Here is a 13513-nt window from a genome sequence, read left to right on the forward strand (position 1 = left end):
CGTCACATCTTATGCAAAAATTATTTTCAACAAAAATCATTTTTGGCATAGGTAACCACTGTTATCAGAATACAAACTAAGTATGTAATTTTTTCGAAGGGTAATTTTTAATCATTTAACTCACACAAACTCAACATACATAAGCATTTGAGTCAGAGTTTTATTCTAAAACTTACATTAACAATCATCTAAACAAATACGCGTTTAGCTATAAATTGGTACACAAAATTACGTTTATAGTAAAGATTTTTCATCAAAGAATGATATATTTTAGTTATATTTCAATAATTTAGAATTATTATAAAAAAGGTCTAAATTTCACTTTAACAATGTTTTAAACGTAAATAAATAGAAGTTAAAAATTAAAAGGTTCTTAAAATATCAACTCCATAATTTTTGGGTCATTTTTTTACGAAATTGAATTATTTCGAAATATTAATAAACATTCAATAATCAATCTTTCGAAATGCTATCAATCGTCTAAACATTCTCAAAAAACAATCAAAAATATTCAATATGAATAAATATTTATGATTATTAATAATTATACAACTTTAATGAGATATTATACAACTTTTTACTAACTTTGCGCCCTTAATTCATTATTATAGATATGAAACTTTGGGACAAAGGTTTTACCATTAATGATAAAATCGAAAAATTTACTGTTGGAAAAGACAGAGAATTAGATGCTCATCTTGCAAAATACGATGCTTTAGCGTCGAAAGCGCAGGCAAATATGCTGGCAAAAACAGGTTTGATTACCAATGAAGAAAATGATGCGTTGCAAATTGCTTTGGATGAAGTTTTGGTTCTGATTGCGGAAAATAATTTCGAAGTCGACGAAAATTACGAAGATATACATTCAAAAATTGAGGCTTTTTTAATTGAGAAAACTGGCGACGCTGGGAAAAAAATTCACGTTGCGCGTTCTCGAAATGATCAAGTTTTGGTTGCAATTCAACTTTTTGAGAAAGAGTACTTAAAACATACAACAGAGAAAATTGTCAATTTAATTGAGATTTTCTTACAAAAAGCAGACGAATTCAAGAATCATCAATTACCAGGATACACACATTTTCAGGCGGCAATGCCAAGTAGTTTTGGAATGTGGTTTTCGGCATATGCAGAAAGTTTATTGACGGATTTATACTTTTTTGAGGCTGCATATAAAATTTCTGATCAAAATCCTTTGGGTTCTGGTGCAGGTTTCGGAACAAGTTTCCCAATTGATCGTTTGCAAACAACACAAGAATTAGGTTTTTCAGAAATCTTAGTTTCTTCTGTTGGTGCACAAATGCTTCGTGGAAAAACAGAAAAATCTGTCGCAACAGCTTTGGCAATGATTTGTGGAACGTTGTCTAAAATGTCGTACGATTTGGTTTTATACAATTCACAAGATTTAGCTTTTGTGAAGTTGCCAAACGAAATGACAACAGGTTCATCGATTATGCCGCACAAGAAAAACCCAGATGTGTTTGAGTTAACTCGTGCGCATTGCAATAGAATTCAGGCGTTGCCGAATGATATTATGATGACGATCAATAATCTTCCAAGTGGATATCACCGTGATTATCAAATATTGAAAGAAATATTATTCGAACCAATGATGCAATTTGATAATATTATTGACATCTTAACATTTGCGATTCCTCAACTTCAGATTAAAGATAACTATATGAATCAGGATAAATATGATCCGATTTATACCGTTGAAAATATTAATGAAGCGATTAAAAATGGAACACCTTTCCGTGATGCTTACAAAGAAGTTGGTTTATCTGTAGAAAATGGAACATATGTACCACACAAAGAATTTCAAACTTCGCATATCGGAAGTATTCATAATTTGAGATTGGATTTAATTCAAAATAAAATCGAAAAATTCAAATTAGAAGCACAAGTTTTAAAATAAACACTTGTAATAAGTCAAAAATCATCCTCAAAATTATAGAATTTGAGGATTTTTTTGTCTTATAAATTTTATAATTTCGGAAAATATAAACGTTTAAATAATTGTAATTCTATATTTTGTAAAATAAAAAATGTTTTACAAAATAATTACAATCATTTTTTATTATATCAGGTCAAAATCATTCTAACTTTGACATATCAAATTAATCGATTAAAATTTAAAAAGATGAAAAAATTTTTCGCAGTAGTTGCAGTAGCAGCTTTATCATTAGGAGCAGTATCTTGTGGAGAGAAAACTGAAGAAGCACCAGTAGAAGAAGCACCAGCAGTTGATTCTTTAGCTACAGCAGCTAACGATTCTACAGCAGTTGATTCTACAGCAGTTGCTCCAACTGATTCTACAGCAGTTGCTCCAGTAGCTGATTCTACAGCAGTTGCTAAATAATTTATAGCGAAGCTAAAATATAAATGCGCTCAACTAGGTTGAGCGCATTTTTTATGTCTTAAATTTACGAATCTATATACAAAACGAGAGTCACCTCTCCTTTATCATCTTTATAAACTTCGATATCCGTTAAATACAAATCGATTAAATCATGACCCCAAATCCCATATTTACCATTCGTTTCATTTCGATTGATTAAACCTTCACGTTTTTCTAAAGGAATTGGTTTTGTATCAGCAGACTCCTCTTCTTCTTTATAAACTTGTTTATACTTTTCCTGTATCGTTAAAATCAAATCTCGTCGCGTAAAACCCTTGTCATTCTGAAGATCAAAACTTACAGGTTTTTTAAGGGGATAATCAATAATCAGCCGAATCTTTTTCTCATTTAGAACAATCTTATCTGCATCAATAAGCTGACTTAAATATTGGTCAGCATTCTCTATCGATATTCCAACCAAAGCATCGCTTCCTACTTCTTTTTTTTGTTCAGTATTAGGATAACTTAATATTGGAATAGTAGAAATAGGTGTTCCATAATCTCTTAAATTAAGTGTAGACTCTTGCTCTAAATTAAAGTCTATTGGCGCTTCTGATTTTTTTGGAATACAACTATTCATCAAGAATAATGTGCAAAGTAGACGAAATGTAAAATTCATAGTAATAAATTTACTACATAATATACATAAAAAACGGAAACCTTAGATAAGATTTCCGTCAAATTTTCCTGATTGTATTTTCTTATCCAATTCTGCTTGAATATCCTCTAAAACAGGACGAACAGTAGATTCTGGAATATCCGAAACTCTAATATACATTAAGCCATCAATTGCATCATTAAATTTAGGATCAACATTGAAAGCAATCACTTTTGCGTTTTGTTTGATGTATTTCTTAATCAAAACAGGTAATCTCAACATATTGGGCTCAAGCTCATCAATTAACTTATCAAATTTATTCAAATCAGCTTCAGATTCATCGAAAATAAATTCTTTATCCTCTTCTTTCAGCTTAACTTTAAACTCATTTTTTGCTCTCACATACTGCGCTACAGTAGAATCGTAATAATGAGATTTCATAAATTCGATCATCAAAGATTTTGAGAAATCAGAAAACTGATTACTAATACTCACTCCTCCAATAATAAATTTCTGATTTGGATTTCTCAACGTTACATGCACAATTCCTCTCCATAATAAGAACAATGGCATCGGCTTTTGTTGATATTCAGCTGAAACGAAAGCACGTCCCATTTCGATACATTTCTTGAAAAATGGATGAATTTCTGGATCAAAATTGAATAATTCATGAACATAAAATCCATTAATTCCATATTTTTCATACACTTCCGAACCAATCGCCATACGATATGCTCCAACAATTTTATTCGTATCCTTATCCCACAAAAATAAATGGTGATAATGATTATCAAATCGATCAAGGTCAATTTCATCATTTGTACCTTCACCTATCGCACGGAATGTTATCTCGCGTAAACGACCAATTTCCCTTAATATATTTGGAATTTGTTGAGCTGTAGAAAAGAAACATTCGTAATTATTATTTGTAAACAATAATGCTTGTTCATCTTTTCGTAAAGTTTCAATATCTTGAATTAATAAGTCTAAAGCTGTTTCCGAAATAATCGGCTTAACCTTTTTACTAGAAGAAGATAAGCTTGGTAAATTCGGAATTTTCAACTCAATATTCGAAGGGTTTTTCAATACTTGAGTTAAACTTCTTTTTTGTTTGTAATATGACGAAAGCATGTACGTTTTCTTTCTCAAAAACTCAGAATAATCTTCTATAGACACATGCTCGTCTTGTTGTTTTTGTAAAATTGGTTTTCCAATACGAATCTGAATTGGACGTGTTCTTTTCTTCATCATTTCAGCTGGCAACATTGCCGTTTGAAAATCTGGATGAATCTTCGCTACACGGTAAAAAATATTACTATTTCGCGCTCTAAAAAACATTGGCACAACAGGAACTTTCGCTTTTTTGATCAACTTCATTGCTGATTCTTGCCATTCTCTGTCAATAATTCTACTTTCGTCATCTCGATAAGAAACTTCTCCCGCAGGAAAAATCCCTAAACAACCTCCAGCTCTTAACAATTTTAATGCATCGCGCATTCCTGAAAGGCTACTGTATGCATCTTTACGTGTTTCGAAAGGATTAACTGGAATAATCATAGGTTCTAATGGTTTAATTTTTTGCAATAAAAAATTACCCATTACCTTGAAATCAGGACGAATTTTTGACATAAAATGCATCAAAATAATTCCATCCAACGCTCCAAGCGGATGATTAGAAATAATAATAAAAGGTCCTTCTTTTGGAATACGTTTTAAATCTTCTTCATGGATTTCGTAATCCATTCCCAAATCATCAATCAAATAATCCAAAAAAGGTTCGCATTGCAAATGCTTTCCACGATTGTACAAATCGTTTAACTGATCTATACTGAAAATTTTTTTCAATGCCCAAGCCACAGGTTTTCCTAAAACACCAATTTTAGAAAGACCCGAAGCTGAATAGATATCTTGTGTCGTGATTAAACTCATTTAAGCTTTAACAACTATTTGTAATGTTTCGCGCACTGTTTGTCGCAATAATTCTTTTTCTTTTGAAACAACTTTGTCAGAATCTGCATCGAAATGGCGAATTGTGTACAATAAAACATTGTTTTCTTCTTGCACTTTATACTCTTCGTTCATATCTGCAACAAACTTTTCTAAGTTGTCATATTTATCCTCCAAACATAAAGATAATGAAATTGCTGAATTTTGCATCAAATTTACTTTGATTTGATAATCATATAGTTTATTGAAAATTCCGCTCAATTTATCTTCTGTAATAAAAGAGAAATCTTTACTTGATAAACGAATCAAATGTTGCTCTCTTTTTAGGATAAAACAAGGTACTTTTGGATCTAATGGTTGACCTTTCGCTACCTCTGTTCCTGCTTCTGTAGGATTAATAAATGATTTTACGAAGAAAGGAATTTCTTTTTGTTGAAGCGGCTGTAACGTTTTCGGGTGAATAACAGATGCACCATAATACGCCAATTCTATCGCTTCTTCATAAGAAATATGATTTAACAACTCTGCATTCTCGAAATAACGAGGATCAGCATTCAAAACTCCTGGAACATCTTTCCAAATCGTCATGCTATCTGCATTTAAACAATAAGCAAAAATCGCCGCAGAATAATCTGAACCCTCGCGTCCTAAAGTTGTCGTGAAAAAGTTAGGATCAGAACCTAAGAAACCTTGTGTAATAAACAAACCTGTATTTGGTAAACGTTTAATACTTTCTTCTGTTAACGCCCAATTTACTTTTCCTTCGCGGTATGTATTATCTGTTTTGATATAATCGCGAACATCTAACCATTCATTATTAATTTGTATAGAATTAAGATACATACTAATAATTTTTGTCGAGATTAATTCTCCACAACAAACCACTTGATCGTATACATAGCTATAATTTGGTGATTTGTTACGTCTTAAAAACGAGACGATATCATCAAAAAATTGTGAAATTTCGTTCGAAACCTCAGCTGGATTATCAAATAATTCTGTCGCTAAAGCAATGTGCTGTTCTTTTACTTCGTTAATTGTTTTTTCGAAATCTTGTTTTTCAAAATAGCGTTTGACTACCTCTTCCAATGCATTTGTTGTCTTGCCCATAGCAGAAACAATGATACATGTATTTTCGTAACCAACAGATTGCAATAAACTCGCAACATTTCTAACGCCGGCTGCATCTTTCACCGAAGCACCACCGAATTTGAAAACTTTCATTTCTATAAAAACTTTTTTTTGTAAATATTTAACTTGCAAATATAACCAAACTACACTTTATATGTTGACCGAATTTAATTAAAATGAAAAATAAATTTGAATGATGATTTTCACGTATTTAGATTAATTTCAAACGTTTGAAATGATATAAAATTGAGTTTTTATTCCGATATTTGACCAGCAAAACATAATTATGAATACTAATTCTCATCAAACTCTTGGAGAGTTTATCATAGAAAATCAAGCAGATTTTATTTACTCTTCCGGAGAATTATCTAGATTACTGAGTTCTATTAAATTAGCAACAAAAGTTGTTAATTATAAAGTAAACAAAGCAGGACTTGTAAATATTTTAGGCGAATTCGGAAATGAAAATGTCCAAGGAGAAAAACAACAAAAATTAGATGTTTTCGCAAACGATACGTTTATCGAAACGTTGTCGCAACGCGAAGTTGTTTGTGGTATTGCTTCGGAAGAAAACGAAGATTTTATCGCAATTCAACCTTCAAAAAATTCAAAAAACAGTAAATATGTAGTATTGATTGACCCACTTGATGGTTCATCAAACATCGACGTAAATGTTTCTGTTGGAACAATTTTCTCTATCTACCACCGTGTTTCTGAACCTGGAACACCTGTTACAAAAGAAGATTTTTTACAACCAGGTAACAAGCAAGTTGCTGCGGGATATGTGATTTACGGAACATCGACAATGTTGGTTTACACAACAGGAAATGGTGTAAATGGATTTACATTAAACCCAGGAATCGGAACGTTCTATTTATCTCATCCAAATATGTGTATTCCAGAAGATGGACATATTTATTCAGTTAACGAAGGTAATTATGTAAAATTCCCACAAGGAGTTAAGAATTACATCAAATACTGTCAGGCAGATGAAGAAGACCGTCCTTACACTTCTCGTTACATTGGTTCTTTATGTTCAGATTTTCACCGAAACATGTTGAAAGGAGGAATTTATATTTATCCTTCTGGAACAAATAATCCGAACGGAAAATTACGTTTATTGTACGAATGTAATCCAATGGCTTTTATTGCAGAACAAGCTGGAGGAAAAGCTTCTGACGGTTTCCAACGCATTATGGATATTGAACCTACAGAATTACACCAGCGCATTCCTTTCTTTTGTGGATCGAAAAATATGGTCGAAAAAGCAGAAGAATTTATGCGAAATGAAGAATTGAAATAATTATTTCTAAAAAAATAATCAAATAAAAAAATCCGCTCGATGAGCGGATTTTTTATTATCTAAACATCCAATTAAGGAATTGCAATACCTGGATAATTCCCTGGGTAAACATGTCTTAAAGTTGAATGATATTTTTTATTGATTGCATCAGCAAACATATTTGCGACAATTGCATATCCAGTTCCTGTTAAGTGAACTCCATCTAATGAGAACGCTCCACCAGAAACGAAAGTTGTTGTATATGTTTGTCCGTAATATTTAATTCCTGATTGAGAACTTAATTTTTTCATTTCAGAATATGTATCAACTAAAGCTAAATTATAAGCAGTTGCTAATTCAGCAATTGCTGCATTGTATTTAATTACAGCTGCTTCTGCTTTCGCAGTTTCTTTTGCTGTTAATACATAATTATCTGTCATTGGATAACTAACACCTACTACTGCTAATTTACCAGCTTCTTCTTGAGTTAATCCTAATTTCATTAACGCTGCAACTTGATTTGTATCAACTTTTCCAATTACAGAAGAAGAAGTTAAAACCAATAAATCTTTCGCTGTTGCTTGACGAGCTTGACCATAAATCATCCCAAATAAAGTTGCTTTTGCAGCTCCAATTTTAGGAGTAAGTGCAGCAGTGATTGTAGCTGATAAATCTGCTAAATCTTTATCTTTAATTACTACAGCACTTGCAGCATTCTTAGAAAAAAAGATTTTTCTTTCTGAAGCTCCAACCGCATCAAATACTTGATTTAATCCTGCATAAGTTGCATTCAATTCATCAATCATTGGTGCAAAACTTGGGTTTGCAGGTGATAATGGCGCGTATGGAACCGTTGTAAAATATGGAATAGATGTTACAGAAGGAATATTTGCAATAACTCCTTTCGCCCCTACCGCTGTTAATGCTTTTAATCCATCATTAATTGTAGATTTTACCACATTTACATTAGAAATATCTGAACTTCCATAAGTCCTTGGATCAACATTATTTGTTTCATTATGATCTACTCCAACTCCACCAGATGTTGCATAACCTAAAACATCATTATTCCCAATCCAATAAGAGAAGAATGTTGGTTTTTGAGCAACTGCATCTGCAACTACAGAAGTTGTCGCATTACTTGCAAAACGTACAAAATAAGGGTTCGCTGTTGCTGGATTAGTTTTTAAGCCTGCTGGATTTCCATAACCTGGCGCAACTAAATGATAAGACTTAGCACCTGGAACTCCCATATTTTGAAACTTTCCTTTATCTGCTAAGATATCTAAAGCCCCACCCGCAGGACTTGGAACTGGTGTTAAAGCTCCATTTACAATTTGTAAATTCAATTTACCTGGAAAACCTGGTAAATCAGTAAATCCACCTGTATCATTTTGCATATAAGGAATTTTAAATTCTCCTCCTCCTGCAGCTTTCATCAATCCAGCTAACATGTTTGGGTAAGAATTTTCTTGTCCAGATTTGTACAATGCATTATCTCTATAACCAGAAGTTAACGAGTTTCCTAATGCGATATATGTTTTAAAATTAGCTTCACCTGCAGAAACTTGAATATCTTCAATTGGATGATCAAAATCTTCGCTACAGTTAAACATCGTAGCAGCTAATGCAACTAATACTATTTTATTTAAGTGTTTCATTTTTGTCTTATTTTAGGTTGTACGATACGCCTAAACCAAAGTTTATAGCACGCATTTTAACATCTCCAGAGAAGTTTTGTTGAATATTATCAATATGTCTTTCGTCTCCTTTTACATATGATCCAAATAAATCAACATGAAAACCTGACTCAAATCTAAATCCTAATCCAGCTGAAACTGAATTTAAGTTAGAACTTGGTGTTTCTGATGACCAATAAGCTGATGGCACTGGCGATTTATCGTGATAATAACCAACACGTCCAACAATCATCTCGCTGAAAGTATACTCTGCTCCAAAACGGAATAATGTATTGTCTTTCCAGTTTTTCGTAGAAGATGATGTATAGAAAGTATTAGAAGCATCATTATATAAATTGATATCCAAACTTTTGTAACGTGTCCAGTTTTGCCAAACTACATCTCCAAAAAGTTCTAATTGTGGTAAAACTTTGTACGACATTCCAAATGTAAACTCTGATGGTAATGGTAAAGTTGTATTCCATTTATCTGTATTAAAAGGCACATTAGATGCAATTCCAGAAGGAACATTCGACCATGTAACATCACCTTTGTTTGCAGAAATATCTACATTAGAACGGTACGCAATTCCAACTCCAAATTTATCTGTTGGCTTGAACATTGCTCCAACATTAAATCCTAAACCATGAGCATCTTTATCCTCTAATTTAAGTTTAATATCATTTCCAGCAACTGTTTGTACTTTCTCTAATTTAGCTGTTCCGTGTGTATAAATGAAACCTACACCCAAACTAAACCAATCAGAAAAACGATATGCAACCGTTGGCTGAATATTGAATGCTTTCAAGTCAATATGTGTAATATTTGCTTTGTTTTGCCAATCTTCTGGCCACGTAACCGAACTACCAAAAGGTGTCGTAACACTCAATCCAATTGCTAAATCATCTACAGGCTTGTAACTAACTGCCAAATACATTGGTGTTCCTAATTTACTATCTGTTTCTGCTTTTTGTAACGTCATTGGATCTTGCCATTTTACGTCAGTTTTTACACCAAAACCTCCGACAGCAATACTCAATTTACTATCAACAAAAGCTAAACCTGCAGGATTATAAAACGCAACACTCGCATCGTGAGTTTGTGTTGCAGAAGTTCCCCCCAATGCTGCTTGGCGAACTCCTTGTAAAGCAACTCGGTATCCACCTGCAAATGCAGAAGAAGATAAGCCGATTAATGCTAAGGTTAAGAAAATTTTCTTCATATTTTTTGTTCGTTTTTAATAATTCCTTTAAACAAAAATAACATAATTTTATAATAATGTTATGTTAACATAATAAATTTTGAAAAAATCTTTATTCTTAAGGCTTTCAGCCAGAATAACATTCGTGTAAAATATACACTATTGATAAATTTCTTTGATTTTTTCAGATATAATATAACCTTCAGACCAACACGCCTGAAAATTGAATCCACCTGTTATAGCATCAATATTTAAAACCTCTCCAGCCATAAACAATTGTGGGATTTTTTTTGCTTGCATCGAATGAAAATCAATTTCTTTCAAATCGACACCGCCTGCCGTTACAAACTCATCTTTGAACGTACTTTTTCCATTAATTTGGTATTTTCCTTGCGTCAATTCTCTTGCAATTGCTTCGATGTGTTTTTTCGATAAATCTGCATAAACCTTGTTTTCATCTACATTACAATAGCTCAGAATACTAAACCAAAAACGCTTCGGAAAATCGAATGGATTATTTTTATGCACATTTTTCTTAGCATCAACTTGTTTTTTATCATTCAAAAATGAAATGATTTCGTCTTTAGATTGATTTACAAAATTGATTTCAGTTTCGAATTTATAATTGCTTTCATTCAATTTTAAAGCACCCCAAGCCGATAATCTCAAAATCGCTGGTCCACTAAATCCCCAATGCGTAATTAGTAACGGACCTTCTTCTTCTAATTTTTGTTGATTGATTTTGACTTCAGCATTATCGAAAGAAATTCCCATCAATCCTTCAATTCGAGGATCTTTGCAATTAAACGTGAATAAAGAAGGAACTGGTTGAACGATTTTCAAACCTATATTTTTCAAACTTTTCCAAAATTTAGGCGTACTTCCTGTTGTCACAATCACCGTTTCGAAAAAATGTTTTCCTGATTTTGTTATCAATTCATAACCACCATCAACTTTATTAATTTCTTGCACACCGTCTGAGAAATTAAGCTGAACTTTATTTTTATCAACCGCTTTTGTCAAAGCCTCTATAATCGAAAGTGAAGAATCGCTAACTGGAAAAATACGGTTATCGTCTTCTATTTTCAATTCTACTCCGCGCTCATCAAACCAAGCCATTGTATCACCCGGTTGAAACGTGTAAAAAACACTTAATAATTCCTTTCTTCCACGCGGATAAAACTCGACCAAATCAAGCGGATCAAAACATGCATGCGTAACATTACATCTTCCTCCGCCCGAAATGCGTACTTTTTGAAGCGGTAAATTTGCTTGTTCAAACAATATAGTTTGTTGTCCTACAGTTTTTCCAAGGTTTGCAGCAACAAAATATCCTGCGGCACCACCTCCTACTATGGCTATTCTTTTCACGAGACAAAGGTAAAGTTTTATTTTTAACAGAATTTTTGATAAAAAAAGGAAATGTTTTCACATCTCCTTCTAAACTTTTTGTTCATGAAAAACGAACAAAGGTGTAATATTTTTATTTGCAATTTTCTTTGTAAATCCTGGTGAAAAAATCTTATCAAAAAACCCTTTATTGCGGCTTACAACCGTCAACAAATCTATTTGTTTTTCCTTAATGAAATCCAACACTGCATTTACAGGATCTGCATCATGATAAACTTCGAATACAATTGGATCTCCAGCAAACTGATCTTGCCAATCTTTCATCGCTTGTTCATTAAACTTTCCGTCTTTCGAAACGTGCATACAATGAATTTTTGCATGATGACGATTAGCAATTTCAATCAAATATTTCAACGCATCTTTATCTTTTTGATCAAAAACAGTAGTAAAACCAATATTTTTAAACCCTTTGAAAGACATTCCATGCGGAATACTAAGAATTGGAACTTTCATCGATGTAATCGCATTTATCGTATTCGAACCGAAAAGCATTTTCTCAATTCCTGAATTTCCATCCGTTCCCATCACTACAAAATCAACGCTTTCTTCACCAATAATTTCGCGTAGAATGTATAAGAAATTTCCTTCTTCTAAAATAAACTTGATTGGAATTTCATTCAAACCATTATCATCAGCAATTTGTCTTAGTTGCGGAATATTATCTTTAAAGTTATCGAAACTTCCTAATTCTACCGTTTCATATACATTCTGAATCAATCCAGCACTCAAACTTCCAGTAATCATTGGCAATTCGTAAACATGCAACACATAAACTTGTGCATCGATACTTTTTGCAAGATTTAGTGCATATAAAAAGGCGTTATTGGCAGTTTCTGAGAAATCTGTTGGGAACAATATTTTTTTCATCTTTTCGTGTTTTGTACTCAAAAGTTACGAATAATTTTATTTCAACACGAAAAAAGCTCAATCTATTTCTACAGATTGAGCTTTGTATATTCAGTATAAATTATCTTATTCGTGGAAAACAAACAAAGGCACGTTGTGTTGCGTCAAAATTTTCTTTGTAAAACTTGGTGAAAATAATTTCTCAAAGAAGCCTTTGTTACGGCTGACTACTGTCAACAAATCAATTTTTTCTTCTTTAATAAACTCCAAAACTGCATCAACAGATTCATCCGCAGTATAAATAGAAAAATCTACAGGTTCATCTTTATAATATTCTTTCCAATGATTAAGCGTCGGAATATCATAATTTCCATCTTTCGAAACGTGTAAACAATGCACTTTTGCTTTGTAACGATAAGCGATTTCTGTTAAATAATCTAAGGCTTTGCGGTCTTTATCTTGGAAAATTGTCGTAAATCCAATGTTATTTATTCCTTTGAATTCGTAACCATTTGGTACGCTCAATACCGGAATCTTAAGATGTTTGATTGCATTCATCGTATTCGAACCAAAAAGAACTTTGTCAAATCCTGTATTTCCAGTCGTTCCCATTACCACAAAATCTACTTTTTCTTCTTCGATAAATGTTGGCAACACATACGAAAGCATTCCTTCTTTCACAAAAAATTTCAAATCAACATTTGCAAAACCATTGTCCTCAGCCATTTTTCTCAAGAACGGAATATGATCTTTTAAATTCTCGAAATTATTTAATTCAATTGTATCATAAACATCTTGTAAAATGCCCGCATCGATTCCTCCACTTACCATTGGATACTGAAAAGCGTGCAAAACATACAATTCTGCATTCTGATTTTCGGTTAAATTTAACGCATACAAAAACGCATTATTTGCTGTTTCTGAAAAGTCTGTTGGAAATAATATTTTTTTCATAATCTGTCTGTTTAATAGCTTTTTAAAGATACGAATTATAAAATTTCTAAATTTTAATTTGATGTTA

The 13513-nt window shown here is 32.4% G+C and carries 11 protein-coding genes; 3 read left to right on the forward strand and 8 right to left on the reverse strand.

Translation table 11 applies throughout. The annotated features are described in order from the left end of the window. The first annotated feature begins 613 nt into the window (after positions 1–613). Together argH and B3R94_RS05310 are read left to right on the forward strand one after the other, a co-directional pair. The gene (gene argH / locus B3R94_RS05305) at positions 614–1915 is read left to right on the forward strand and encodes an argininosuccinate lyase (protein WP_291099138.1); all 1302 of its coding nucleotides are present in this window, start codon (positions 614–616) and stop codon (positions 1913–1915) included. Positions 1916–2140: 225 nt separating this feature from the next. Beyond that, positions 2141–2359, forward strand: coding sequence for a hypothetical protein (locus B3R94_RS05310; RefSeq protein ID WP_219034267.1), 219 nt, complete (start codon positions 2141–2143; stop codon positions 2357–2359). A 64-nt stretch (positions 2360–2423) separates the two neighbouring features. On the opposite strand, the gene B3R94_RS05315 is transcribed toward B3R94_RS05310, so the two are convergent. The 3 genes from B3R94_RS05315 to B3R94_RS05325 are packed head-to-tail and all read right to left on the reverse strand — an operon-like array spanning position 2424 to position 6167. After that, positions 2424–3017 (reverse strand): hypothetical protein, encoded by a 594-nt coding sequence (locus B3R94_RS05315; RefSeq protein ID WP_291099141.1) that lies wholly within the window; start codon positions 3015–3017, stop codon positions 2424–2426. A 42-nt stretch (positions 3018–3059) separates the two neighbouring features. Further along, positions 3060–4925 carry a lysophospholipid acyltransferase family protein gene (locus B3R94_RS05320; protein ID WP_291099144.1) on the reverse strand — a complete coding sequence of 622 codons (1866 nt, stop codon included), beginning with the start codon at positions 4923–4925 and terminating at the stop codon, positions 3060–3062. Further along, complete coding sequence (locus tag B3R94_RS05325; RefSeq protein WP_114998303.1) at positions 4926–6167, reverse strand: aspartate kinase; 1242 nt, start codon at positions 6165–6167, stop codon at positions 4926–4928. 193 nt (positions 6168–6360) lie between these two features. Here B3R94_RS05325 and fbp point away from each other — a divergent pair, with 193 nt between their 5' ends. Next, the gene (fbp, locus tag B3R94_RS05330) at positions 6361–7377 is read left to right on the forward strand and encodes a class 1 fructose-bisphosphatase (protein WP_221854420.1); all 1017 of its coding nucleotides are present in this window, start codon (positions 6361–6363) and stop codon (positions 7375–7377) included. 71 nt (positions 7378–7448) lie between these two features. On the opposite strand, the gene B3R94_RS05335 is transcribed toward fbp, so the two are convergent. From B3R94_RS05335 to B3R94_RS05355, 5 genes are all read right to left on the reverse strand, one after another. Continuing rightward, the gene (locus B3R94_RS05335; protein ID WP_291099149.1) at positions 7449–9017 is read right to left on the reverse strand and encodes a G-D-S-L family lipolytic protein; all 1569 of its coding nucleotides are present in this window, start codon (positions 9015–9017) and stop codon (positions 7449–7451) included. Between the two features lie 7 nt (positions 9018–9024). Further along, positions 9025–10257 (reverse strand): OmpP1/FadL family transporter, encoded by a 1233-nt coding sequence (locus tag B3R94_RS05340; RefSeq protein WP_291099152.1) that lies wholly within the window; start codon positions 10255–10257, stop codon positions 9025–9027. Between the two features lie 138 nt (positions 10258–10395). Then, the gene (locus B3R94_RS05345; RefSeq protein WP_125349925.1) at positions 10396–11607 is read right to left on the reverse strand and encodes an NAD(P)/FAD-dependent oxidoreductase; all 1212 of its coding nucleotides are present in this window, start codon (positions 11605–11607) and stop codon (positions 10396–10398) included. A 69-nt stretch (positions 11608–11676) separates the two neighbouring features. After that, on the reverse strand, positions 11677–12513 hold the full coding sequence (locus B3R94_RS05350) for a universal stress protein (protein WP_291099155.1): 837 nt from the start codon (positions 12511–12513) through the stop codon (positions 11677–11679). Between the two features lie 105 nt (positions 12514–12618). Next, positions 12619–13446, reverse strand: a complete 828-nt coding sequence (locus tag B3R94_RS05355) for a universal stress protein (protein WP_291099158.1) — start codon at positions 13444–13446, stop codon at positions 12619–12621. Between the last annotated feature and the right edge of the window lie 67 nt (positions 13447–13513).

It is taken from the genome of Empedobacter sp. UBA7611 (assembly GCF_002484365.1).
Classification (GTDB): Bacteria; Bacteroidota; Bacteroidia; order Flavobacteriales; family Weeksellaceae; genus Empedobacter; species Empedobacter falsenii_B.